General features: G+C 62.0%; 25 protein-coding genes and 1 pseudogene. 25 read left to right on the top strand and 1 reads right to left on the bottom strand.

Annotated elements, in window-relative coordinates; all coding sequences use genetic code 11:
- Positions 1-13: 13 nt before the first annotated feature.
- The 25 genes from AC1AUD_RS02665 to AC1AUD_RS02545 all read left to right on the top strand — a co-directional run bounded on the left by AC1AUD_RS02665 (position 14) and on the right by AC1AUD_RS02545 (position 25,512).
- Positions 14-451: a hypothetical protein gene (locus tag AC1AUD_RS02665; protein ID WP_476571837.1), complete on the top strand. Its 438-nt coding sequence runs from the start codon at positions 14-16 to the stop codon at positions 449-451.
- 7 nt (positions 452-458) lie between these two features.
- Complete coding sequence (locus AC1AUD_RS02660; protein ID WP_476571835.1) at positions 459-986, top strand: hypothetical protein; 528 nt, start codon at positions 459-461, stop codon at positions 984-986.
- A gap of 59 nt (positions 987-1,045) precedes the next feature.
- Positions 1,046-1,312 (top strand): hypothetical protein, encoded by a 267-nt coding sequence (locus AC1AUD_RS02655; protein ID WP_476571833.1) that lies wholly within the window; start codon positions 1,046-1,048, stop codon positions 1,310-1,312.
- Position 1,313: 1 nt separating this feature from the next.
- Positions 1,314-1,796: a hypothetical protein gene (locus AC1AUD_RS02650; RefSeq protein ID WP_476571831.1), complete on the top strand. Its 483-nt coding sequence runs from the start codon at positions 1,314-1,316 to the stop codon at positions 1,794-1,796.
- Between the two features lie 95 nt (positions 1,797-1,891).
- A complete protein-coding gene (locus AC1AUD_RS02645; protein WP_476571829.1) occupies positions 1,892-2,779 on the top strand; it encodes an Ig-like domain-containing protein in 888 nt (295 codons plus the stop codon).
- Between the two features lie 73 nt (positions 2,780-2,852).
- Complete coding sequence (locus AC1AUD_RS02640) at positions 2,853-3,329, top strand: hypothetical protein (RefSeq protein WP_476571827.1); 477 nt, start codon at positions 2,853-2,855, stop codon at positions 3,327-3,329.
- A gap of 13 nt (positions 3,330-3,342) precedes the next feature.
- Positions 3,343-4,584, top strand: coding sequence for a collagen-like domain-containing protein (locus tag AC1AUD_RS02635; protein WP_476571825.1), 1,242 nt, complete (start codon positions 3,343-3,345; stop codon positions 4,582-4,584).
- A gap of 70 nt (positions 4,585-4,654) precedes the next feature.
- Complete coding sequence (locus tag AC1AUD_RS02630) at positions 4,655-5,605, top strand: hypothetical protein (protein WP_476571823.1); 951 nt, start codon at positions 4,655-4,657, stop codon at positions 5,603-5,605.
- 6 nt (positions 5,606-5,611) lie between these two features.
- On the top strand, positions 5,612-7,168 hold the full coding sequence (locus AC1AUD_RS02625) for an Ig-like domain-containing protein (protein ID WP_476571821.1): 1,557 nt from the start codon (positions 5,612-5,614) through the stop codon (positions 7,166-7,168).
- Positions 7,169-7,282: 114 nt separating this feature from the next.
- The gene (locus tag AC1AUD_RS02620) at positions 7,283-8,503 is read left to right on the top strand and encodes a hypothetical protein (protein WP_476571819.1); all 1,221 of its coding nucleotides are present in this window, start codon (positions 7,283-7,285) and stop codon (positions 8,501-8,503) included.
- An 88-nt stretch (positions 8,504-8,591) separates the two neighbouring features.
- A complete protein-coding gene (locus AC1AUD_RS02615; RefSeq protein WP_476571817.1) occupies positions 8,592-9,002 on the top strand; it encodes a hypothetical protein in 411 nt (136 codons plus the stop codon).
- Between the two features lie 35 nt (positions 9,003-9,037).
- Positions 9,038-9,454, top strand: a complete 417-nt coding sequence (locus tag AC1AUD_RS02610; RefSeq protein ID WP_476571815.1) for a hypothetical protein — start codon at positions 9,038-9,040, stop codon at positions 9,452-9,454.
- A gap of 480 nt (positions 9,455-9,934) precedes the next feature.
- On the top strand, positions 9,935-11,059 hold the full coding sequence (locus AC1AUD_RS02605) for an RNA-directed DNA polymerase (protein WP_476571813.1): 1,125 nt from the start codon (positions 9,935-9,937) through the stop codon (positions 11,057-11,059).
- A 94-nt stretch (positions 11,060-11,153) separates the two neighbouring features.
- Positions 11,154-11,648, top strand: a complete 495-nt coding sequence (locus tag AC1AUD_RS02600) for a hypothetical protein (protein ID WP_476571811.1) — start codon at positions 11,154-11,156, stop codon at positions 11,646-11,648.
- Positions 11,649-11,710: 62 nt separating this feature from the next.
- Positions 11,711-12,064, top strand: a complete 354-nt coding sequence (locus AC1AUD_RS02595; RefSeq protein ID WP_476571809.1) for a hypothetical protein — start codon at positions 11,711-11,713, stop codon at positions 12,062-12,064.
- A gap of 143 nt (positions 12,065-12,207) precedes the next feature.
- On the top strand, positions 12,208-18,048 hold the full coding sequence (locus AC1AUD_RS02590) for a hypothetical protein (protein ID WP_476571807.1): 5,841 nt from the start codon (positions 12,208-12,210) through the stop codon (positions 18,046-18,048).
- Position 18,049: 1 nt separating this feature from the next.
- A complete protein-coding gene (locus AC1AUD_RS02585) occupies positions 18,050-18,799 on the top strand; it encodes a phage tail family protein (protein ID WP_476571805.1) in 750 nt (249 codons plus the stop codon).
- On the top strand, positions 18,790-20,103 hold the full coding sequence (locus AC1AUD_RS02580; protein ID WP_476571803.1) for a hypothetical protein: 1,314 nt from the start codon (positions 18,790-18,792) through the stop codon (positions 20,101-20,103). Before AC1AUD_RS02585 ends, AC1AUD_RS02580 begins: the two co-directional genes overlap by 10 nt.
- Positions 20,094-20,522: a hypothetical protein gene (locus AC1AUD_RS02575; protein ID WP_476571801.1), complete on the top strand. Its 429-nt coding sequence runs from the start codon at positions 20,094-20,096 to the stop codon at positions 20,520-20,522. The genes AC1AUD_RS02580 and AC1AUD_RS02575 overlap by 10 nt, the downstream gene beginning before the upstream one ends.
- 87 nt (positions 20,523-20,609) lie before the next feature.
- Positions 20,610-22,172, top strand: coding sequence for a hypothetical protein (locus tag AC1AUD_RS02570; RefSeq protein ID WP_476571799.1), 1,563 nt, complete (start codon positions 20,610-20,612; stop codon positions 22,170-22,172).
- A gap of 15 nt (positions 22,173-22,187) precedes the next feature.
- Positions 22,188-23,465 (top strand): hypothetical protein, encoded by a 1,278-nt coding sequence (locus AC1AUD_RS02565; protein WP_476571797.1) that lies wholly within the window; start codon positions 22,188-22,190, stop codon positions 23,463-23,465.
- The gene (locus AC1AUD_RS02560) at positions 23,465-23,785 is read left to right on the top strand and encodes a hypothetical protein (protein WP_476571795.1); all 321 of its coding nucleotides are present in this window, start codon (positions 23,465-23,467) and stop codon (positions 23,783-23,785) included. Before AC1AUD_RS02565 ends, AC1AUD_RS02560 begins: the two co-directional genes overlap by 1 nt.
- A gap of 78 nt (positions 23,786-23,863) precedes the next feature.
- Positions 23,864-24,331, top strand: coding sequence for a holin (locus tag AC1AUD_RS02555; RefSeq protein ID WP_476571793.1), 468 nt, complete (start codon positions 23,864-23,866; stop codon positions 24,329-24,331).
- A complete protein-coding gene (locus AC1AUD_RS02550) occupies positions 24,328-25,149 on the top strand; it encodes an N-acetylmuramoyl-L-alanine amidase (RefSeq protein WP_476571791.1) in 822 nt (273 codons plus the stop codon). Before AC1AUD_RS02555 ends, AC1AUD_RS02550 begins: the two co-directional genes overlap by 4 nt.
- 201 nt (positions 25,150-25,350) lie before the next feature.
- Positions 25,351-25,512 carry a hypothetical protein gene (locus AC1AUD_RS02545; protein ID WP_476571789.1) on the top strand — a complete coding sequence of 54 codons (162 nt, stop codon included), beginning with the start codon at positions 25,351-25,353 and terminating at the stop codon, positions 25,510-25,512.
- Between the two features lie 233 nt (positions 25,513-25,745).
- On the opposite strand, the pseudogene AC1AUD_RS02540 reads toward AC1AUD_RS02545, so the two are convergent.
- A pseudogene (locus AC1AUD_RS02540) lies at positions 25,746-25,860 on the bottom strand (IS3 family transposase); the annotation flags it as partial.

Below are 25,860 nucleotides of genomic sequence, written 5' to 3'. Positions count from 1 at the left end.
TAGGGAGCGCATCATGGCCGCACCGGTTTTCAAGGGAATCGACTGGCTGCATTGGATGCGCGTCTACGCGTTGAACGATCCTGGCCTGTTCGACCAACGGTTGCCGAACGAGTGGATCGTCGCGGAATGCGAGATGGCCGTGGACATCGCGTTGACCGAATGCCCGTTCCTCTCCTACCGGGCGAGGAAGGGTTGGATCTCGGAGGCGACGTTCGCGGGCATCATCTGCGGCATGGTCCTTCGGGTGGCCCGCTGGCAACGGTTCAAGACCGAGTCGAACGGCGTCTACTCGTACACCGAGCATGACCCGCAGTCGCTGCCGCCCGGCTATGATGCCAGTCCCAGCCTATATCTGAGCAAACGCGAGAAGAGTCTTCTCGAAGGCTCCTCGTCGTCGGGCGGTCCCATCGGCACGGTCCACATGGGACTCGACCGGTTGTATGGAATGTGAGGCCGTCATGGTCGAAGCATTCGATCTTGGATACCTGTACGACGGCATTGATCCGGCGGCCAGCGGATACCTGTACGACGGCACCAACGTGAACGCGAGCGTGCCGGACACGATGCTGTGGCATGACCGGATCACCGTCCAATTGCGCGAACAGTATCAGACGCCCTACGGCGTCGACTATCGCGACAAGGGCGATCCCGCATACTGCCTGTGTTCGGTGGAGCCGCGCACGCGCAAGCAGGCCGTGTTCTCCGACAACTGGGCGCAGGACACTTCGCCGCAGTCGCAGGGTGGTCTGACGGAGATCTTCACGTTGACGATCGCCGCGCCGGAATGGCATGGCGACATCAACACGTTGGTCTGGTGGAAGGGCGACTGCTACGAGGTCGACGGCTCGCCCTCCTACCTCGAGCACGGCTCCAAATACGTGAAGCATTGGGAGGTGCAGGCGAGGCGAGTCCTCAACAAGGACTTCAGCCCAGTCCTTGTGCCGGAGCCCAAGGTGCCGGAAGGCAGCAGACCGTGGGGTACGTGAGGCTCAAACCATCGTTGAAACTTGATATCGCCCGTAAATACGGTCCTGGTGCGACGCGCATGATAGCCGAGAAGATCGCGTTGAGGGCGAGGGCGTTGGCCGACGCTCGCGCCAAGCACAAGAGCGTCGCCCGCGACATCGACATCAGCACTCATGCGCACGGCATCCACCATGCGGTCATATTGAGCGTGATCGGCACGCAGACCGTGGGACCGCAACGCCACGACCAGATAGCCGCCCACTTGGAGTTCGGCTATTTCAATGTGTGGGCGCAACGGTGGATGGACGGCCTGCACATCATCCGCGACGCGGCGTTCGGAGGCTGATATGCAACAAGCCACATATGTTCCCATCGAAGACGTCGACCTGAGCATCAGGGACGGCATCGACGCCGAGATACTGGTCAAAAACCTTTTGGAACGCGAATGGCCCGACGACGACACGTCGGAAGTGGCCGTGCGCGGAGGAATCGACCCCAGCACCGACGCGACCACGTTCACCAAGACGGTCGTCGTCTATTCGGTGGGGGAGACCTACCAGCCAGACGCGAATTTGAAGGCTTGGTCGTGGCGCGTGCCCGTCAGCTTCACCGTCATGTCGCATGACTCGGTGGAATGCTCGCAGATAAGCCGGCGTCTTGACCGGCTCGTCGCCTCATGGCCCTGGCAGCCGGGGGTTCCCGGCGTGGGCAAGGTGGCGCGCGTCCTGTCGAACACGACCGGGCATCGCGTCGAGGCGAGCATGAGCGCAGCGAAAAGCGTGCACGTGCGCGTCAGCGACAAGCTCATCGAAGCCTATTCGCCCAACTGACACGGCATCCTCTATTCCTCTTCATTTCTACATGGCCCCGCATGGCAACCGCCTGCGGGGCTTTCTCATACCCAAATTCCTGAAAGGAAGCCATCATGGCAATCAACAAGCAGGACATTTTCAAGGCGGTCCGCGGAACCATCTTCATGGCTCCGGCGGAAACGCCCCTGCCGGACGATCCCAGCCAGTTCACCCTCACCACCGAGAAGGTCGGCGAATGGGAGAACATGGGCCACACGTCCAACGACAACCGCATCGAATTCAGCTTCGACGGCGGCGAGCCCACTACCTACGACACGTGGCTCGAGGCCGGCGTGCAGACCACGTACAGCACTTCGACGCTGACGTTCACGGGTAATTCCGTGCAGGGCGACAAGGACAACCTCCAGCTGATCTACAACGGCTGGCTCTCCTCCGACCAGAAGATGATCGTCGCCACCCTGGAGAAGCGCGCCGTCGACAAGGCGTTCTTCATCCTCGCGCATGATTCCGGCAACAACGTGAGCTTCGGCCTGTACCTGCCGAACGTGAGTTTCACGTTCAACGACATGCCTAACTTCACGTCGGACGACAACTTCGCCGAGTTCGGTTTCTCCGGCACCGTCAAGTCCTCGACCGTGCTGCCCAAGGGACCCAACGGCGTGTCCGGCGCGTTCGGCCTCCTGCCGCCGGAATCGTTCAAGACCACGGAGACCGTTCCGGTCACTGGTGTGACGATCGACAAGCCAACCCTCACCGTGGCCGTCGGCGCCGACGACGACCTTACCGTCACGATCCAGCCGGCCAACGCCAGCGACAAGACCGGCACGTGGACCAGCGCCGACACGAAGAAGGCGACCGTCACCCCGAAGACGGGCAACCCGCTGCAGGCCACCGTGCATGGCGTCGCCGCCACAGATTCGGGCAAAACCGTCGACATCACGTTCACCAGCACCGACGGCGCCAAGACCGTCGTGTGCAAGGCGACCGTCAACAACGCCTGACCTTGGACCGATCCGTAGGAAGCCGTCGACCCCACGAAGTCGGCGGCTTCCTCATTTCAGGGAGGCATGAACAGTGACCATTATCAACATCAATCTGAAGACCCCCTACGGTGATTCTGCCGCGAACTGGACCGTGCATTTCACTCCGGTGAAACGACTGTTGGACGACGAGATCCCCGACATCCTTCCCCAGCCAGTCACCGTGCAGCTCGACGCGAACGGCGTCGGATCCACCGAACTGCCCGCCTCGGGCGTGGATTGGGCGTATTGCGCCAGCGAACAGGACCCGAAGACGGGTCAGGTCAATGTGCGCAACGTGATCGTCCCCGACGCGGCGTCCGCGGATTACACGGCGTTGCAGGAGCCGGGGTGGCGCACCAAACCCAATTACGCGTTCATTCCGTCGGTCAAGGGATTCAAGGGCGCGTCGATGCGCGTGCATGAAGGCGTTCCCACCGGGGTGCCCATCGAAACCTCCGAAGACAGCGTGGTCGATTCCACCACGGGCGACCTCTACGTGGTCTCGGACACAACAACCAACAACAAGTAAATAAGGAGCAAACATGGCTTTGCAGTATGTGAAGATCGGCAACCTGCGCGGACCCCAGGGCGAGCAGGGCATCCAAGGCGAGAAGGGCGACACCGGTCTCGCCGGCGCCAGCCTGCACATCGCCAACGTCGACGTCATGTCGAACAGCGACGTGGCGGTCAGCGCCCTCAGCCCGGCCGCCCCGCTGAACGTCAACGACCTCGTGTCCGACGTGAACGGCGACCTGTACACGATCACTTCCGTCGCGGAGGACGGCACCACGGTGCATGTGTCCAACGCCATCGCGGGCGTGAGCTTCAAGGGCCCGCAGGGAGAGACCGGCGCGGCCGGTCCGCAGGGCGAGCAGGGCGCGCAGGGCAAGCCGTTCCAGATCGCCAAGCTGTACGCCTCCGTTAACGAGATGAACGCCGACTATGGCAACGCTGACATCGCGCAGGGCGCGTTCGTGCTCATCAACACTGGCAACGTCCAGGACGAGGACAACGCGAAGCTCTACGTGAAGGGCACGAAGAAGTACGACTTCGTGACCGACCTTTCCGGCGCCGCAGGCATCCAGGGACCCGAAGGACCCGCCGGAGCCCAGGGCGAGCCCGGTGCCGCCGGCAAGGACGGCACGAACGGCGCCAACGGAGCCGACGGTAAGTCCATCCGCTTCTCGACGTCCGAACCGACCGACGAGCATAAGATCCCGCTCGCCGATCTGACCGACGCCACGGCGAACGTGGGTGATCTGCTGGTCAGCACGACGGGCGCGCTGCTACGCGTCACCGCCAAGGACGCCACCAATGTGACCGTGGAAGACGTCGCCAGCATCAAGGGCGCGCAGGGCGAGCAGGGCATCCAGGGCGAGAAGGGCGACACCGGCGTGGCCGGACATTCCACTTTCACGAGCACCGCTACGCCGAACGGCGACGGCCTCGTGCCGAAGAACACCGTGTCCGGCACACCGGTGGTGGGCGACACGATCATTGCCGGCGACGCGAAGGCCTATCCGGTCATCACCGTCGGCAACGACAACTACAAGCTCGACGTCGCCAACGGTGTGAGCCTCAAGGGCGCGCAGGGCGAGCAGGGCATCCAGGGCGAGCCCGGTGCGGCTGGCCAGGATGGCGCTGCGGGCGCCGCCGGCAAGGACGCTCCTCTGCCGGTCGCCTCCCCGACAGAGCCGGAGGACAAGACCGCCGGAAAGCTGTGGATCAAGACCGACGGACAGGGCAACGCGGTCGAACTGTACATCGGCCAGGACGTCGCCTGACGCAAACCGATTCGAAAGGGAGCCACCGGAGATGGTGGCTCCCTTTTCCATATGAACTTAGGGAGCTTCTATGGCTGTGCAATATACGAAGGTCGGCAATCTTCGCGGAGCTCAGGGGCCGAAGGGCGACACCGGAAGCCAGGGGCCTCGCGGCGAGCAGGGTATCCAGGGCATCCAGGGCGAGAAGGGTGACGCGGGAGCGCCGTTCAGCATCGCGAAGACTTACGTATCTGTCGCGGCGATGAATGAAGGCTATGCGACGGATGGGGTCGCTGAGGGCGGCTTCGTGCTCATCGATACCGGCAACGTGCAGGATGACGATAACGCGAAACTGTATGTGAAGGGCGCCACTGAATACACGTACATCACGGACCTGTCCGGCGCCGCAGGAATCCAAGGTCCGCAAGGTGACCGGGGCCAGCAGGGCGAGCAGGGTCCGGCCGGCCAGACCGGTCCGGCCGGTGCCGGCTGGTCGTCCAGCATGAACCCTCCGACTGACGATGAGCATGTGCCGGTCGACAACAGCATGCGACTCGTGCTGGTGAACGCGGGCGTGTATCAGGTGGTCGACGGCAAATGGCAGGACACCGGTCTGACTCTGAAGGGGCCGAAGGGAGATCCGGGCGACGCCGCCGACGTGAAGACCGGCAATGGCCTTGCCAAGGCGAGCGATGGCACGCTGAGCGTGAAGGCCGGTACGAACATCGAGGTCAACGCCACGGGCGTGAACGTGAAGCCGAACGTGTTCAACCCGATGATCGTGAAGAAGGAGGTCACGTTCGCGGCTGCCTCGTTCACCGGCGCCGCTGCGCCGTATTCGTGCACGGTGACGGTCGATGGATTGGGCGCTGATTCGATCATCAGCCCGAAGGCGACATCGGACAACATGACCGCGTGGACCGAGGCCGGCGCGTATGTCGTGGATCACATGGATGACGCGACGGTGGCCGAGGGCAGCCTGAAATGCGTTTGCTCCACGAAACCTGCTTCGGATCTCACGGGCATTCTGCTGACTTGGTGATCCGCAATGAGTGTGACGAATCTCATCCTATGCGGGTCAAGGTCGGTGGTGCCGCCGAAGGTCTCGTACACGTTTGATCTCGTCGACTCCGCTGGCAATGTTGTTCCGGACGGGGGTAGCGTCAATGCCGGGGCGGACCGTAGGTTCGCGTTCACGTATCGCGTGACCGGCACGGACGGTTCCACCTCCACCACGTTGGACGAAACGCCGACGGTCATGCCCGCTCCGGAGACCGTCACAACATCGGGCTTCTCCGGCATCAACACCGGTGGCAGCACGGTCCTGTACGGTGTGTCCGACGTCGTATATCAAGGTGTCAAGTTGAACAATCGGACTGTCAGCGTCGTCACCACGAAGATCGCATACACGTTGAACGTGTATGCGAACGGCGGATTGGTGTCAGACGGCGGCTCCATCCAACTTGAGGGAGATGGGAACGCGGACCTGTCGTTCGAATACCGGCTGACTGGCTCGGATGGGTCAACGGTCAGCGTGCTAGACAATCCAGCAACGGTGAACATTGCGACGAGCGTGAACACCACCTCCGGCTGCACTGTGACCCTTGGCACGGGGACCCATGTGGTCACACTCTCCGGTCTGAGATACGACGGGCAGGAGTTCCCGTCGGTGACGGTCAACGTCATCGTCACGGCGAAAACCAAGCCGGTCACGAGCGTCACATTGGACCGATCCGGCACGCTCGACCAGCAGATCGGCGATTCGTTGACATTGAACGCTACCGTGCGCCCCAACGACGCCGACGACAAATCATTGGATTGGGAGTCGTCGAATACGAGCGTGGCGCGCGTGTCCGGCAACGGGACCAGAGGACAGATATCCTGCAGGGCCGCCGGCTTGACGACTATCACGGTGCGCAGCGTGTCGAACCCATCCGCATCCGACAGCGTGGACGTGGAGGTTGCTGAGGCGACCATCGATGTCACGAGTGTCGTGCTTGACCAGTCCGGCACGTTGAGCCAGAACGTCGGCGATTCCCTGACCTTGTATCCGACCGTGTATCCGGATGATGCGACCGACAAGTCGCTCACCTGGCGTTCGTCGAATACGAGTGTGGCGCGAGTGTCCGGCAACGATTACAGCGGGACGGTGTCATGCAGGGCAGCGGGTACGGCGACGATCACGGTGCGTAGTGTGGCGAACTCGTCCGCATATGACACGGTTCGCGTGAGCGTGGCCGAACCGGAGCCGACCGTCACCTACTATGCCACGTTGGAGCCGGAGGATTCGGCGACCGGAGTCGGCAGCCAAGCGCAGGTCAAGGACGGCGACACGGTTAAGGTCCATGCCAACAGCGTCAAGGTGAACTGGAAGTGGCGCATCGAAGAGGTGCATGACGGCAAATGGTATGAGAGCCATGAACGTGCCACGTTGGACGAGTCGCCGTTGAAGTGGGGCACCGCAGGATACAACCACGTCAGCACTACCGGTGTGGCGTTCAAGTCGTATGGGACTTCGGCCGACAACGGCACGTTGAGACTCGGCAACCTCAAATACAACGGCTACACGATGCCCGAAGTGAACCTGACCGTCACCTATGTGTAAGGAGAAAACAAGTTGAGTGTTTTGAATCCAATCATCGTCAACGCAACGCCCAAAACGCCAGTGGAATCGATCACTGCCAGTCCGGCCGTGCTGTAGGGCAAGCCGGGCGCGAGCATGGACGTGACGTTCACGGTCATGCCCGCCGACGCGTCGAACAAGACCCTGAAGGTCGTAAGCTCCGACACAGGCGTCGCCACAGTCGCCCTCAAGAACGGGACCACGTACACGGTGTCGTTCGTCAAGGACGGCAACGTGACCGTCACAGCGTCGAGCGTTTCCACCCCAAGTGTGAGCGTGAGCGTCACGGTGACGGTCAAGAGCGGCGCGTCGCTGGCCGACAAGCAGGCATGGCATGACGCGCGCATGAAGGAAGTGGACGCGGGCACCTACAAGCCGAAGGCCATCGCCGCCGGTTTCACCGTGGCATTGAACGGAACCGATTGGACGCCGTTCAAGAATCGCGGCACGGACCCGGCGACCATGATCCAGGGCGTGGTCAAGGACTGGGATTCGGGCGACTATCTGGCGCTCATTCCCGGCGACTACTACGAGTTCAACATGACCGTCAATGGGACGACGAGCAAAATGCGCTACGAGTACACGTGCATGGACCAGTGGCTGACCACGGGCGGCGGTCCGAACCCGGATCATCACGCTCTCATGGTGTCCGCATGGTGCTGGCCGAATTACATGCAGTTCGACAGCGGCGGCTCGAACACGTACAAGCCGTCCGACCTGCATGTGTGGGAAGAGGGGACGTTCTACAATGCTCTTCCGAAGGCGACCAGGGATGCGATCAAACCTGTGTCGGTCATGTGCTGGAGCTCGAGCGGCACGGAGCAGCAGGCGTTGGCTGAGGCGTTGACGACCGCCGGCATCGTAGAGGCCACGGGAGAGGATGGGATTCGCGCGTTCTCCTACACGGAGGATGCGATGCTCACGCTCGACCCGGACGCTCCGACCGCCGAACAAAGGTATGACCAGATCGTGCGTGAACTCAATCAGACCGAGTACGCGGATGTCCGTGCCAGCGGCATCGAATGCAAGGTGTTCAGCCTGGGCGAGATCGAATGGTTCGGAAAGAAAATGTATTCCACCGAGAAGATCGTCAACCCGGGCACCAGCGCCATCCCGAACCACCACATCGAACGGTTCGACACAAACGCCAAACGCATCCGCAAACTCGGCGAGAACGGCGACAACTACTACCACTGGAGCCGCGCCGCCACTGCGTCGAACGGCAGCCGTGCGTGCTTTGTCAACACCGACGGTACGTCGGACTACAGCAGCGTCGGCTACAGCTACGGCGCGCTTTCCTGCTTCTGTCTCGGCTAGGCCCGCAGGGCCTCGCCGAGTATTCTGCCGGGCGCCTTTGCGCGCCCGGCACGACTTAAACACGATGCAAATGAGACAAGGGAATGATATGAGTGTATTGAACGCGCTGAGCCCATCCACATCGGGGGGGGCTTCCAAACGGCAACTCGTGCTTACAAGCATTTATGGGCAGATAGACAATGGGGAAACATGCATCCTCAATAATGTCCCAAGCACAAGCGATCGATGGCAGGTCGCCTACGCCGACAACCCGGACAGCGTTCTTGAAGTGGGTGCGTATTTCGTCTGCGCGGTGAAATATACATCGCGGTTGAACATCGTCACCGCGAACTATGCCTCGATAACCGCCATAGCGAATTCGTTCAGCATGGATATCGCCGCCGAGGCTGGCGATGAGATCCACGTTTCGATAACCCCCACGCGCCTTGATTACGATGAGCCGTTCCACTGCATTCTCACGACTTACAGCGGAGAATTCCCTCCGGATATAACTCCATGAATCAAAATTAGCGAAGAGAGAACAACAGAAGCACAATGAGCCAAGTATTAGCGCGCAAACGCAAGGAATCGCCGCTTGGACACGTAATGCTCGCACGCCAATTGGAAACGTCGGTCATCAAAGCGATGGGCAACGAACACATCGTACCCAAGTCATACAGGTTCACCATCGGCTTGCCGACCGTCAACCATGCGCGCGAGATGAGCCGGCATCTGACCCATGCGATGGCGTTCTATCCGTCCGACGAACAACGGCTATGGGAGCGCAAACGGCATCTGATCGAAGCGAACGCATGCTGCGACGACCTCATCAACGACCTCCAACTGATCCGCACGCTCAACATAGGCCAGATCAAACAGGTGGCCGGACTGTGCGAGACCGTCGACGAGGAGAAACGCAAGATCGAACGCGCGCTCACCAACGCGCATCTCGTCGGCCACGCCAAGAAATAGGCCGACCTAACACAAGTCTTGGTCTTGGACCGATCCGCGCCGCCAATGCGTCGAACAGCAACAATGCGTGCATTGTCAACACCGACGGTACGGCGAACAACAACAACGTCAACAACAACAACGGCGCGCTTTCCTGATTCCGAAAACCGCCGGCGATATGCCGGCATGCCCCAGACCAAGTAGCCCCATCATCGGGCGAACGCAGCGGGCATTCTTTTCAGAAGGGGTCCAAGACCATCGTCCCGCACAACGGGACGTGAACATGTGTCCGGCGGGTGGCGGCGGACGCCGTAGCATCCCCAAGGCGAACGTGCATGACGGCAACCCATCATGGCCGTGGAAAACCGTTCCATGCCGCCCACTCCCAGCATCCCGATTTTCCATGCCATGGCGGCACCCGGACTAGCAAAACATAGACCTAGGCCGGCTTCGCAAGGATGCGCCGGACACCCCACACTTTACTGAACACGGAGGCGCAGCATGGGCTCACGCAGACAGGCGCGTCGTCTCAGACGCGACCGGCATAGGGCTGGAAACAAGCGAAAACGCCTGCGATCGGCCACGTTGGAGCATGCGGCCAGCCTCACGATCCTCGAACAGTCCGCCCGGTTGGCGGCGCGCAACGTCGCATGGAAGACCGGCACGCAACGCTACATGCTCCGATTGCTGCCCAACGCCATCAAAGCCCATAGTCTGCTCCTGTCCGAACGTGACTTCACACAGCCGCGCACCCGGTTCACCATCATGGAACGCGGCAAACTCAGAGACATACAGGCAGCAAGATTCTCGGAACGAGTCATCCAGAAGGCCATCGCCCGCACGATAGTCAAACCCTCCTACCAGCCATCGTTCACCACCGGTAACTCGGCGAACATGCAGGGACGCGGCACCAAGTACGCGATGGACCGGCTGAAACAGCAGCTCGTCCGGCACTACCGGAGGCATGGGCGCGACGGATGGATACTGCTCATGGACTTCCACGACTATTTCAATTCGATCGACCGGAGCATCGTGTATCGGCAGGCATGCGAACGGATCGACGACCCGGCCGCGTTGCGGGCGATACGCATGCTGTTGGACGCAGAACAAGGCGACAAAGGTCTTGGCCTCGGCTCGGAGCCGAACCAGTTGTTCGCGGTCAACTATCCCAGCCGCATCGACCATTGGCTTGAGGAACGCAGCGGCGTCGAAGCCAGCGGACGCTACATGGACGACACCTACGCCATATCCGCCGACAAAGCCCTTTTGTGGAACGCGCTCGGCAACATCACATGGATGGCCTACGAGCTCGGCCTCACGTTGAACCCGAGGAAAACGAAGATCGTCAAACTATCGCACGGGTTCACATGGCTGAAGAAGAAGTGGAGCATCACCGACACCGGGCGCATCGTAGTGCGCCCATGCCGGAAAAGCATCGTCAGGGAACGACGCAAACTCAAGCACCTGTCCCGGCTCGCCGTCAACGGAATCATCAGCGAGGAGAACATGCGTACCGCCTACCAGTCATGGCGAGGCGGATTGAAACGCCTGAACTCCGGGCGCACGCTGCGCAACATGGACGCCCTCTACAAGATGCTTCCCAAGGCTCCGGACGACGAAGCCTGAGCCATCGAAGATTTCAACTCATTCCCCGCCGGTTTCCTGTGGCCGACGGGGAATGCCTTTTATCCACACAGGAACCAACACAGGAGAAAACATCATGGTAGAAAACATCAGCACCATGCCCGTCGCCGTGCAGGCCGCGCAGCCGTCGCCCGTGCCCGCGTCGAACACGTTGAACGTCAAGACGGAGGAGGATGGGAAAGAGGTTCCGCCGATGCCGGAGACCTGGGATGAGTTGAAGCAGTCGGACGAACTGTTGAAGACGATCCCCGACCTGACCACGCCGGAACGCCTATTGCCGGCGCAGTCCATCGGTTTGATGAACGTGGGCCAGTTCTGCGACCAGCAGCGCGACGAGATGCAAGGCAAGGACGAGTATGAGGTTGGCGTGCGCATGCAGGCCATCGTCACCATGGCGGACGACTGGCTCATGGACATCGCCGTCAACCCGGCCGAGTTCGACGAGTGGCGTCGCGGCCTGCCGCCGATGGGCGCGTTCGGCGCCTACCTGCTCCTGCTGCGCTGGTATTCGGACCGGTTGGGAAAATACACGCGGTCGAGGATCGGTTCAAAGAATGCCCGATCGAACTGACCGCTGATTTCCAACGCTATTACAGGCTCACATGGCCGGCATGCAAGCATGCCATCGACCCGTTGAGCCTGTACCGGTTGCTGCTGGGCTTGGAAGGGTACGACGGCTTGTACCGGGCGTACATGCTCGAACATCATCCCATCGACCCCGATAGCACTGACGAGTCGGACAGGGAGCGTCTGCGCGTGCTCGGCTGGCATGGGTTCAGCCAGGACTCCATGCTGTGGATGACGATGGCGAACACGATCACCCTGTTCTACCAGTCGTGGCGACAAGCGCACGGCGCCAAGGACAAGGACACGCCCATACTGTTCGCTCCGCCCAACACGATCATCGATTCTTCTCCGCATGGGGCCGACGGGCATGACCCGTCGTATGCGGAGATGCTGGCCTTCCTCAACTCGGGAGGCCATTAAAGCGGCGCGCCATAGGGCCCGCGCCATACAAGTGGGCCCTCTTCCAGGGACACGAAAACCCCGGCAATCACAACGGTTGCCGGGGTTTTCGTATACCCGCTCTTTTTCCCCGCGATCATCCCACCCGTTTCTGGAGGTTGACTATGGCCGAACTGTATTCCGCCGGAGAAGTCGGAGTCGACGTCGTTCCTGTATTGAAGAAATGGGATGAGCTCAAACGCAAGCTCGCGCGCATCGCCAACGACGACCTCAAGGTCAACGTGAACGGCGACCCCGATTTCCGCAAGGTCGATTCCACGCTGGAACGGCTCGACGGGTCGAGCATCAGCATCAACGTCAAAGGCGACGTGTCCCCGCTGCAGAAAAGCATCGCCAACGCGAAACGAGAGGCCCGCGACGCGCTCAAGGACATGAAGGTCCGCCTCAAGGTCGATGACGCCGGGTTCCTCCGCGACCTAAACCAGAAAATCAACGAAGGCAAAGGCAAGCTCGATCATTTCAGCGACGGCAGGATCAAGATGCCACAGCTTGCCGTGGCCGACTGGGACCGGCAGTTCGCCTCGTTGAAGGACAAGCTGAACGACCTCGGCGAGGAATACGAGAACCTTTCCTATCGTCAACGCACGCTGCTGAGCATCCGCGACAACATCGGCGAACGTGCCAAGACCGTCACCGATCTTCAACGGAAGGTCGATGAGCTCGGCGCCTCTTACGACGACCTGTCGAAGGCCATGGCCGACGCCGGCGAAGCCGAGGACTGGGACACGTACCATCGTCTTTCCGCTCGGGTCGAGGAATTGGGCGAAAGCCTTGACTCGACGCAGGCGAGCCTCGCCAAAAACCAGGGCAGGCTCAACCAGCTCAGGAACGCGTACAGCCGTATCGAGTTCACCGGCGTCGCAAAGCAACTGGATCAGATCAAAAAGTCAATCGACGAGACGAACAAAAGCATCGCCAAGATGGAGGGCGACGGCTCCTCCTACGAGTCGTTCGCCGAGACATTGCGCCAGACCGGTTCGTTCGCAAACGATCTGAACCGTCGGCTCGGCGTCGAGGAAGCCGCTCAACGGCGTTCGCTCGACGCGGCGAGCGACAACGCGAAGGCGCACGACATGCTGTCGAAGGCGTTGAACACGACCAACGCCTACGTCAACAAGATCAACAAAACGTACCGGATCAGCGGCGAACGCTATAAGCGTCTCGTCGCCGGCGCCAAGGATTACTTCGATGTCCAGGAGGAGCTGTCGGGCGTCGTCAACGACGCGAACAGCGCGATGGAACGTCAACGCCAGACGTGGGCGGAAAGCCTCAAGCAGATCCAAGCCATCAACGAGCAGCTGACCGAACAGCAGCGGATCATCAGCAAAGCCCAGCCGTTGGGCTCCGACGCCAGTCTGAACCGTCGCATCAACCAGATGCGCAAATACCTCGACCAGATCGACAGGATGGCGGAGCGGGGCGAAAGCCTCAAGAACATCGACATCGATTTCATCGAACACGGGTACGGGGAGCTGCTGGGCGACATCGACGCGTTGCAGGAGAACATCGACGAGACGAACCGCAAGAAGGTCATCGTCGATTTCCTCGACGCGAACATGGAAGCGGTCATGCGCCGCATCGACATGCTGGAACATCAGCGCGTCGACGTGCCGGTCGAGTTCAGGTTGCAGAGCGAGTCCATCCGCGATGAGATCGCGAAGATCAAGGACCGTGTGGAACGCGGCGACCTGGATGCCGTGTACGAGCTTGACGTTGATGGCGATTTCACGAAGCTCAACGACAAGTTGGACGAGTGGAAGCGTGAGAACGACGAGTTCAAGATGGACCTTGATCTCGAGACCGCGCTGGCGTCCGCGCATTTGGCGTGGTTCACCAGGCCGCGCACGGTCGACATCATCGCGAACTTCAAGGGCTCAGATCTGGGCCGAATCGTCAATGGCATGGTGTCCGGCTCGTCGGGCATCGGAGTGGTGCAGAACCAGTTCCAGAAGCTCGTCAACACGATGGACTCCTTGGACAAGTTCATCCCGAGGATCGGCATCCTTTCGGGCGTGCTTGGCTCGCTCGGCTCTGGCGCGGTCAACATCGCGGGAACCATCGGCGGCATCGGCTCCTCCATCCTGACGATGAGCAAGGCCGCCGCGGCCGCCCCGGCGGCGATCATCGGACTGGGAAGCGCGTTCTACATCCTCAAACAGGCATGGGGTCAAAAGGGCGGCACGTTCTATACCGCAGTGGACCTAGCCACTACAAAGCTCGGTGAACTGTACGACCAACTGATCGGCGCGTTCTATACGGATGTGACTCCGACGTTCCGCAGCATGGCCGACGCGATAGCCGGCCAACTGGTGCCCGGCATGACCGGCATGGCTTACGCCGAGGGCCGTGTCGTCGCCGGGATGATGGAGATGGTCGAGCAGGCCAACGAGGCCGGCAAGATCAAACGCATCTTCGACGACACCGATGAGGCCATGATGCGCATGGTGCCCGGCATGCAGTCGTTGATGCGTGCGTTCCTCGACTTGGGTGACGCGGGCAGTGACGTTCTGCCGGACATGGCCGAATGGTTCAGCCGGAACGCGGACTCGTGGGCCGACTGGGTGCGCGAGATGGCCGACACCGGTCAGATTCAGGAGGGTCTGCGGGAGGCCGCCGAGCAAGGCGGATACCTGAAGGACTCGCTCGGCTCGCTGATCGGCATCACGACCGGCGTGTTCGGCGCGTTCGCCGAAGGCGAGAACGGCCTGCAAGGCTTCTCCGAAGCGCTGGATCGGGCTGATCGCGCGGTCAACTCGTTCAAGTTCCAGGAAACATTACGGACTTGGCGTGAGGGCGCCCAGTCGGCACAATCCTCGTTCCGTGGCATATTCGACCAGCTTGGGGATGACGCGTACAACATGCGCGACACCATCAGCCAAGCGTTGGGTGACGGCGGCGAGATCGCAGCTTCGGTCGTGTCGAACATCAGTCAGGCGTTGGCTGGGGCGGAGCCGGGTATCAGCCGGTTCAGCACCGGTTTGCGCGAGGGCTTCCAAAGCGCGTTCGACGCGATCGGCGAGGCCGGCCCCATGTTCAGCAGCCTGTTGAGCATGGCCGGTAGCTTGTCGAGCACGTTCGGCTCGGTGTTCGGCAGCACGCTGCGCGCCGCCTCGCCGACGATCCAGGCCATCGCCACGGCCACCAAGGCCGTCGCCGACGCGTTCAACGCGTTGCCGGCGCCGGTTCAGGCGATGGTTGGCTTGTGGGCCACGTTCGGCAAGACATGGACCAGTGGCATCACTAGCTTGAAGCAGGGCATGGTGGCAAACATCCAACAGACCTTGCAATACAAGTCGATGCTGGCCCAGTTGGGCGTGCAGGCCGAAGCCACGTCGATGAGCTTCCGCGAGTTGGCACAGGCGATGATGGCCGTCAAGAACGGTCAGATCGGCGGCGCCTTGTCCGGTGGCATGGGCGTGACCGCGCGTAACGTCGCGCAGACGAAGAGCGCCATGTCAGGTCTCGTGGCCGTGAACACGAAGGCCGCGGGAAGTTGGGATGAGGTAGCGGCCAAGGCCGGCAAGACCAGTGGCGCATTGTCGAAGGTCGGGGGCGTCGCCAAGACGGTCGGCTCCGGCATCCTTGGCGCGTTCGGCGGCGGCTGGGGAGTAGCGATCATGGCCGGGTTCACGGCCATCTCGTCGGCCATCAGCGACTACCAGTCGAAAGCCCAGGCCACACAGGTCGCATCCAACAACATCAGATCAAGCATCGAGGGCATCGCCTCCGTATCCAAGGAAACGGCGTCCTCGCTGGGCGCGGTTGGCTCGGCGGTCAAATCCGCGTTGTCTGATTCCAGGTTCGGCGAGACCGGCTGGAATTGGATGAGCGACCTGACCACCGGCTTCGACAGCGTGAAGGACGCGTCAGCCAAGACCGGCGTGTCCATCAACGCTATGAGCAAGGCCGTCGCCGGCGGCAAAGACTCGTATGAGAAGATGCTCAAGAAGCTGACCCCCACCAGCGAGGCAATGGCCGAACTGACCGGTCAGGCCATGAACGGAGTCATCGGCATCCAAACCAACACCAGCGCGCTGGTCAAACAGCGTCAGGCGTTGGAGGACGCCAAGAACGCCACGCTGGACGAGCTCAAAGCCACCGCCGACGAGAACGGCATCAGGGATGGCTACGTGCAATCCCTGTGGGATGAGGGCACGGCGACCGATCTGATCGCCGCGAAGATCCAGTCGAAGACCCAGTTGGAGCAGAACCACGCGCAGGCGTTGCAAATGCTTACACGCGAGCAGAACAATGCCAGCGCCGCGAGCATCCAATACGCTCAAGCGGCGATCCAATACAACTCCATGTATTCGGGCATGGCCGACCAGATCCAGAACATCCAGCAGCTCATCGACCAGGGCGCCCCCGTGTGGGATGAGCAGGCCGACGACTTCGACTACACCAGCACCGCCGGCGCCGCCGCGGCGAGCACCCTCACCCAGTTGGCTTCCAGCGCGAACTCGTACATCGATGCGATGATCGATGCCGGCAAGCCGCAGGAGGAGGTCATCGCCAAGCAGAAGGAGTTGCGCGGACAGTTCGAGCAGACCGCGAGCCAGATACCCGGCTTGCAGGGTCAGGTCGAACAGTTGGCCGACACGTATCTGACGACGCCGGAGAGCATCAAGACGATGTTCCAAGCAGACACCGAGCAGGCCAAGCTCGACACGTTGCAGTACTTCACGCTTATCGAGGACAAGTTTCCGGCTGGTAAGAAAGGTTCAGCGCAACGCAAGATGGTGTTCGACGCCGTGACCAGCGGCGCCATAACCAGCATCACGCAATTGCAGACCGTGTTCGACCTGCTCACTCATGGCGCGGACACGCGCATGGTCAAGCTCCTGTTGAACGCGGATGGCGACGCCGAATGGAAGACGAAGAACGTCGCTAAGAACCTAGAGAAACTGGGCATGGAGCCGAAGACGTTCGAATGGCTGCTCAACGGCAACGGCACCGCCGAGGAACGCATGCAGACAGTGCGCGAATCCTTGTCGGAGCTGAACCTGTCTGACAAGCAGATCCAGTGGGTCCTCGACTGCATCGACAACGTGACCGGCCAAGCCAATTCCGCGATGCAGGCCGTGAGGAACGTGCCCACCGGTTGGACGACCAAGTTGAGCGCGGACGGCAACACCGTGTATTTGGCGAACGATTCCAAGAACGCCGTGTACGCCATCCCGACCGAATGGCTGTCGTTCCTGAACGCGACCGGCAACACCAATGCGTTCGCAGACGAAGCTAGCATCGCCGTCAACGCGGTGCCGCCGAAATGGTTCACTTCCATCGACGCGGACGGCAATGGAATCGTCACCGCCAATGAAGCCGAGAAGGCCGTCAAGGCCATCCCGCAGAAATGGAAGTCCGCGATCTCGGCTAGCACGTCGGGCCTGCCGGCCGTGCAGGCGTTGAAGGCGGCCATTGACAGCGTTCAGTCTAAGTCGGTGTCCGTCACCGCCACGTTCTACCGCAATTTCATCGAGACCCACATCATGAAAACGCAGGAACAACACGGTCCATTCAAAGACGGCTACAAGGCTTCCGGAGGCCGGATCTCTGGACCAGGAACATGGACAAGCGACTCCATCCCCACGATGCTTTCCAACGGCGAGCACGTGATCCGCGCGGCAAGCGTGGCGCGGCTCGACGCGAAGTACGGCAGGGGATTCCTCGATCATCTGAACGCCTATGGCGACATACCCGTGTCCACGGATTCGAAGTTCCGTGCCGAATCGCAGGCATTGGCAGCCAGCGCACGCATGTCGGCAACCAGCATGCAGGAGATAGCGCGTTCGACGCGACAGACGTTGAACACGCAACGCTCCTACGCAAGCAGGACGGTCAGTGCGCCGAACGTGACGCAGAACTTCCAGGTGAACGCGAACGATCCCGAGTTGGTGGCGCGCATGGTGGAGACGCGTATGCGCCGCGTGTTCGAAGGAGTGTGACATGAGATTCGAGGTCATCAGCCCGTCGGACAGCATCGTGCTGCGCGAGGAGAACTGGGGTTGGGCCACATTGGGGTTCCGTCTCTACTCGTACCAGGGGTGGAGCGGAACCCCGGCGCCACGGGACGAGACCGTGAGCCGGGTGAACATGGCCGGCGCGTACATGCCAGCACAATTCAACCAGGGCACGAGGGTGCTCACGTTGGAATGCGGGTGGGCCGGCCGTTCCACGCTTGAGGTCGAGGAGACCGTGGACCGTGTGAACGCATTGATGGGCGTGCCGTTGACGGTCAATCGGATCGCGTCTTCGGGCAAGCGCGCGGTGACGGGCTTCCTGTCGGATGACCCGCAGACGCAGGTCACCCGGGACGATCAGACGGTCAGGTTCACGTTGACGATCACCTGCCCGGACCCTTATAAGTACGGGGACCCGGTTGCCTACATGATGTCGGGCAACAGCGTGTACGTGGAGAACGAGGGCAACGCGCCCACATGGCCCGTCGTCGTCGTGGAGAACCCGAACGGCGTCGGCTTCGTGAACGTGTCCGACGGGCAGGGGCATGACGTCAACTGGCAGGACCCGGATGCCACGGCCACCAGCGTGGAACTGGACTTCCGCAAGCTCATGCCCCCGACGGGCACGGTCACGTCGGACAATGCGTTCCCCATACCGCCGAAAGGCATGGACGTGTACGCGACCGCCACGTTGAACAGCACTATGTGGGTGGAGGCGAGGCCGGCATGGTTGTGAGATGCGAGCTCTACGACATGCGCCACGGCACATGGCTTGCGCGCCTCCCGTTGTCGCAGGCCAGCTGGCAGGAGACGTGGAACGCGGCCGGGTCAATGAGCGTGACGATACCGTTGAACAGCGAGTACTCCACGCTCGACCCGGATGGCCTGATAGTGGAGACCAAGGCACTTATCTGTCTGATGGACGGTGAGCGGATCATCCACGCCGGCCCCGTGCTGAGCCCGCCCGACTGGGACCCGCAGACGGGCACTCTATCGGTGTCGTGCGGGGATGGGTGGAGCATGTTCGACTGGCGGCTTGCCTTGGATGCACGTCTGCGTGACCGTCAGGTGGATGGCGAGATTGTCGTGGACGACGACAATCCCGGCCCCGAATGGTCATTGGGTTTCCAAGGCACAGTGGGCGATATCATCCGCGGCCTCATATTGGAGACGCAGAAATGGGGGAGCCTGCCCATCGTCGCCATGCCCGCCCAGAACCTGTACGGGGGCGAATACGCGGAATGGACCGGCTGGGACCTGACCCGACTGTCCGACGCATTCGCGGACCTGTTGGAGCGAGACAAGGGCGGGCAGCTCAGATTCGACCCGGAGATCGTGGACGGACGTTTCCGTTGGCGCCAACGATGGGCGTTGGACGGCGTGTCCACGCACACGTTCGACTGGAACACCCTATTGCCCGACCAGCCGGTCAGATTCACGGGCATCTCAGGCGGAGGCGCGACCTACACGCAGGTGTGGGCGTCGGGCGGCAAGAACGACGACAAGGTGCTCTTGACCCGCGCGGACAGCATCGACCTTGAGTCCAACGGCTTCCCCCTCGCCCAATACGGCGACGCATCCCAATCCACGGACGGGTCGTTGGCCGCGTTGCATTCGTTCGCCAAGGACACACTCGCCGCGTCGAGGGACGACCGCACATACAAGCTGCAATGCCCGCCCTCGTTCAATCCGATGGTGGGAGACCGCGTGCATCTGCGCGTCAAGGACCAGTACGTGCACGGATATAAGTCCGACGGCTCGTGGGACGACACGATGCTCGGCCTGATCATCACCGACATATCAGGCTCCACCGATTCGCAATGGCTCGACCTACAGGCCCGCGTGTGCGGGGAGGGCGTGCAAGGCGTCAGGGCAGGCACGGCCGACCCGGTGCTGGCGATGAAACGGCGCATGGCCTCGTGGGCGCGCATGACCCGCAAGGCCAGCAGCCCGTCGGCCAGCGCCGCCTACCAGACCGTCGGCAAGATACGCCAATTGCGCGCCCAATCAACCGATCAAGGAGTTGTGACATGGCTGTGATAACGAACGCCGTGGGACGCGGCGACATCAGCTTCGCGTTGGGAACGAGCTTCCGTTGGCGCATCCGCTGGACGCGCCAGGCCAACGGGGTGAGCGAACCGGTCGACCTGACCGCGTGGACCATGCGCCTGCAAGTGTATGGAGCGCAAGGCCAGTTGTGGCTCGACAAGGACGTGACGGATCGCAGTGCGCAGGGCGTCGCGTTCCCCGAATTGAAGCCGTCGGATACGAGCGGCGTCGAATGGAAGGCTCGGCGCAGCGGCGTGTGGCGGATCGTCGCCAGCCAGCCCGATGGCGACGCGTTGACCGTCAGATGGAGCGGCGCGCAGGATGCGTCAACAAGCCTGCTTTCCACCATGCCCGACCTATCAAGCGGCGAAGTGCAGGAAGTCGCATGGGGTTACTGGCGCGCAGGCTGACCCAAATCACTCGATAATTCTTCATCTCCCCATGAACGCCCACCGGCGGTTTGCCGGTGGGCGTTCGCATATCCAAGGAGCTTTCTTATGGAAATCGAAATGCATGACCGGGTTGACGTGGGCGTCGCCGGCCCGAAGGGCGATCCGGGAACACCGGGAATCACCAAGGTCGAATCCCACACGTTGGACACCGGTCTGCCGGCCACGTCCACCATCGACGGGACCACGCTGATTCTCGGCATCCCGCTAGGGCCCGCCGGCCCGACCGGCGAACGCGGACCCGCAGGCGTGGAGCACGTTTCCGTCAGCACGCTGGCGGCCGGCGCTGACGCGACCATCACCCTGATCGACGGGACGCTCGCATTGGGCGTGCCGCGCGGAGACAAGGGAGCCAAGGGAGACGCCGGGCAGGGATACCAGTTGCAGGGAGTCGTCGCATCCCAAGCGAACCTACCCGCGATGGGTCTGACGAACTACGCGTACATCACCGCCGACACCAAGCATTTCTGGGTGTGGAACAACACCAGCAAGCAGTGGGATGACGCGGGCGAACTCGTCGGCCCACAGGGACGCGGCTTCTACACGGGACTCAAGGCGATAGAACCGAACGCCAGCGTGAACCTGACCGACATCTCCGCGCCGGAAGGCATCACCGTGGGCGACACGCTCATGGGCGTGGACGGACGATGCTACAAGGTCACCACGGTCACCGAGTCGAACGTCACCGTCGGAACCCTATTGGCGACCATCAGAGGCGCGCAAGGCGTGCGAGGCAACGGATGGTTCGTCACCGACCTTGACGTGAACGCCGGTTCGACCGTCGCATTGGACCACATGTACCCCACCGACCTCGCCAAAAACGTCGGAGACTTCCTATTGGACTCGCAGGGCGACATCTGGCGCGTGACCGGCGTCGCGTCGAACAGCGTGAACGTCACGCAAATCAGCAACGTCAACCTCAAGGGCCCGCAGGGACCCAAAGGCGACACTGGCGCCGCCGGCAAGGACGGCGAACGAGGCGAGACAGGTCCCGCGGGCGTGCAACGGGTCGTCGCCAAGACCATCGGCGGAGGCCAGAACGCGACCGCCGACCTGACCGACGGCGTGCTCACCATCGGCATTCCCGCCATCGGCCCGAAGGGCGAGACCGGTGAGAAAGGCGATCCGGGAGCGAACATCACCAGCGTCGTCGTCAACACCAGTTCTAGCGGCAGCGGATACGGTTCGTTCGACGCGGACTCGGGCACGCTGACGATCAACGTGCCGAAACAGGAGACGCCGGAGATGACTCTGTGGACGCGAAGCGGCTCGCTGTCCGGCTCGCTGAGCAACGGCTCCACGCTTGGCAGCGCCAGCGCAGGCGGCGGCGCCGGCACCTATCTGATTTTCTGGAACGCCCGGTTGGGAAGCCTGCCAGGCAACGGCAGCACGTCATGCTCCATCATCTGCCATGCCGGCAGCGGCACGTATCAGGCTCAGTGTGCGGTCGCCGTGGGCGGTGACGGCAGCACCAGCGGCGGCGCGCAGACATGCTCCGGATTCGCCATGACCACATTGTCGAGCGGCGCTTCGATCAGTTTCAAATACGAGACGACCAAAAGCGGCGGAAGCATCACCAACGGCCGCTACGGGATCGTCAAGGTCGCTTAAGGGAGGAACGCGCATATGGCAGAAGACATCGAAGAGAAGGTCATCGCCACGAATCTCGTCACGGACCCACGGCTGACCGACGTGTTCGCGTCCGCGACCGGAGTCGACCAGCAGAAACGCTCCACGGGCACAGGCCTGGTGCTCACATTGAACACCGGGCAGACAGACGGATACGTGAATCCGTGGTACGGGCAGCCTGACATGGATTGCGTTGGCGTGGTGCTCACCCAGCCGGCCGACGGGCTCGATCCCGTGGGTGGTTCCAGCATTGGCATGGCCGACAACAGTCGGCTCGTGTGGCTGCGCGGAGGCAAGACCGGGTATGCGCACGCGATGGTCGTGCGCATGGACAAGCCCGAGCAGGCGCGCCTGCATGTGCCGGCCGACGGAAAGCCGTTGACGGTGCTCAAGGTCGGCCTGTTCGACATGGACTCATGGCAGCAGATGCAATCCCGCGGCATCATCTACTTTGACGGCGCCGGCATCGTGCAGGCCGGCGCGGACGGATACGTGCTGCCGCCCGCCACCACCAGCACATTGGGTGGTGTGATCGTTGGGGACGGTTTGTCCGTGACTGCCGACGGCGTGCTCAGCGTCCTCAAACAGGAGATCCCGGTCGCCACGGCGGACAAGACCGGTGTGGTCAAGCCCGGCAAGGGCGTGAGCGTTTCCGCCGACGGTACCATGAACGTGCGCTTGGGCGACAACATGGTGTTCGACGAGAACGGCGCCCTGTCCAGCATCCAGCCGGACGCCCCCGACATGTCGGACTATTACACGCGCACGCAGGTCGATCAGAAGCTCACGAGCTATTACACGAAGGAACTCGCAGACGCCACGTTCCAGAAGAAGGACTCCGGCGGCACTGGAGGCGGCGGTGGCGGGGAGGAAACGCCATCCACGGAGAAGAACGACCTCGTGTTCAAATCCGGGTCGCTTGATTTCAACAACACGCTGACCGACAAAGCGATCATGGCATCCACGAACGTGCCCGAGGATGGCTACTACCTGATCCTATGGGAAGGACGACTGGGAGGAGCGCCCGGCAACGGCACCACATCCTGCTCCGTGCTATGCACGGCCGGAGGCAAGACGATGGGCTCCCAATGCACCATCGCCGTGGGCGGCGACGGAAGCACCAGCGGCGGCGCCCAATCCTGCACCGGCTTCATGACCGTCAGCCTCAAGAAAGGCAACACGATCGAATGGGCATGGCAGACCACGAAGGAGGGCGGCACGTTCAGCGGAAGCCGTTGGATGATCGTCCGACTGGGGACCGGGGAGGCGAGTTGATGAGCGGAAACATGCCCGTGTGGGCTTTCCTCGTGGTCGCGGTCATCGGCTCCGGCGGCTTCGGAGCCCTCGTCCCCTGGCTGCTCAACAGGCTCGACAAAGCCAACCCCGAACGCGCCGGCCTCCGCCTGCTTCTCTTCCTCAAATTGCAGGCGATCCACGAGGACATGGTGCGCGACGACGGCGTGTGCCCGACCGCGCGCAAACGCGACGCGGAGGCCATCTACACGTCCTACCACGCGCTCGGCGGCAACGGGGTCGGCACCTCGATGATCGAGGACATCCGCGAAGCCCACATCAAACCAAACCAAGAAAACTAACCGAACATTCCGAGACATCAAGGTCCCGCACGGCGACAGCCGGCGGGGTCTTCGCATACCCGGAGAAAGGAAGCCAATATGGCCGATCATAAGGAAACCACCAGTTGGGCGCTCGCATCCGCCGATTTCTGGAAGGACGCTTTGGAGCGTGCCGTCAAGACGGGAGCGCAGGTCGCGGTCGCCACCATCGGCACCGGGGCAGTCGGCATCCTACAGGTCGACTGGCTCAACCTGCTGTCCGTCACCCTGATGGCGATGATCCTATCCGTGCTCACGTCCATCGCGTCGAGCGGCAAGACGGACACCATGGGCGCGGCCAGCCTCGTGCGCAGCACCGACGACGCTGCCCTCGCCGGCCAGCAGCTCACGGCCGCGTTGCGCGAGACCGGCGCGCTGCCGTTGGGCATGACCGCCGGAAAGCGGCAGATCGTCGCCACCGCCAGCGGCGCCGTCCACGAAAGCATCGCGTCGGAGGGCGAACCCGAGCCGGTCGCCGCCCCCATCGAGGGCGAGGAGCCGGCCCCGCAGGCGGGTGAGGCCCTATGAGCGGATACGCGCAGGCCATCTGGAGGGGCAGCCCCAACCACTACCAGGGGCGCAACGGGTACACGGTGGACCACATCACCCTGCACATCATGGTCGGCAGCCTGTGGGGCACCGACTCGTGTTTCCAACAGGCGTCGTTCCGCGCCGCCAGCCACTACGGGGTAGGCACGGACGGCACCGTCCTGCAATGGGTCGACGAGGACAACGGCTCGTGGGCCGACGCGAACATGGCGTCCGACTGCTCCGGCGTGACCATCGAACACGCCGGAGGCCTCGCGTCGATCCCCGTCACCGACGAGGAGGTCGAGGCCTCCGCACGCCTGTGCGCGGACATCAGCCGCCGCCACAACCTCGGCCGCCTGTGGCACGACGGATTGAACGGCAACATCTATCTGCACAGGGAGATCCCCGGGACCGACCACTACGGCTGCCCCGACAACACCATCAACGGCCTGCCCGTGGACCGCGTCATCGCACGGGCGAACGAACTATTGGAAGGAGAGGACATGCCCTCTGCACAGGAGATCGCGCAAGCGGTCTGGAACTTCAACCAAAACGGGACCCTCATGCGCGACCGCGTTCAGGGAACCGACGCGGCCGCCAACAAGACGCTGGCGATCCTGAACAACGAGAAGACGGAGCGCGACTGGAACAACAGCCGCACCTACCGCACCATGCTCATGCTCAAACGCCTCGTCGGGATGAAGGACAACGACACCACCGTGCCCCTCAACCCGGTCGCGCGCATCGAACTGACGAACGCGCAGTTGGATGCCATCGCCGACAGGGTGGCCGCCAAGATCGGAGACAATCGATGAGCGTGCTGAACACCAGTCCCGTATCGGGGGGGGGCTTCCGACTATGAGCTTCCGATAGCCACTGAGACCACGCTCGGCGGGGTCAAGGCTTTCAATGCGGCTTATGATGAGTACGTCAACAACCAGACCACGCTGTATGCGGTTAACGGCGGATACAAGGACGGCCTTGGATTCATCCGATCCGAGGACATCGTGAGCTCCTTGTCCTACGACAAAGGCGAAAATGCCGCGCTGAACATAATCCAAGGACTGATGTCCAGCGATCTCTCGGCGCAGTTGTTCATCAGTGAGGTCATGCTGAAGATCGTCTTGTCAAACACTGAAGTGCGACAGAAGATTCGGGAGATAGCCACGGCATCCTGAGCCACGCCCCTCTTCTAAGACACGCAGATTCCGACGACTGTCGGCATGTGCGTCTTGGAGGAGGGGCCTTTTCTCATATGCGGGACTTCTTCGGCGTGTCGCGTTCCGGCGTGTCGAATGCATCTTATGTGTCTCGACCGCGAGTAATACATAAGTCCGCGGAAACAATCAAGGCCTCCCTTTCTGAACTGCGCCCTGTTTGTTGGACGTTGTTTATTAGGATACGGGGGTCGGGCTGCGAGGGACATGTTCCGGTATTCCTCCGGGGTGTGTCCCTCGAGTCGTATCTGGCGTCGTTTGGTGTTCCAGTGGACGATGTACGCGTCCAGCTCGGTCTTGAACCGCTCG

This window comes from Bifidobacterium sp. LH_730 (genome assembly GCF_056355835.1).
The sequence above is the reverse complement of the archived record's forward strand: the minus strand, read 5'-3'. Positions and strand labels throughout refer to the sequence as shown.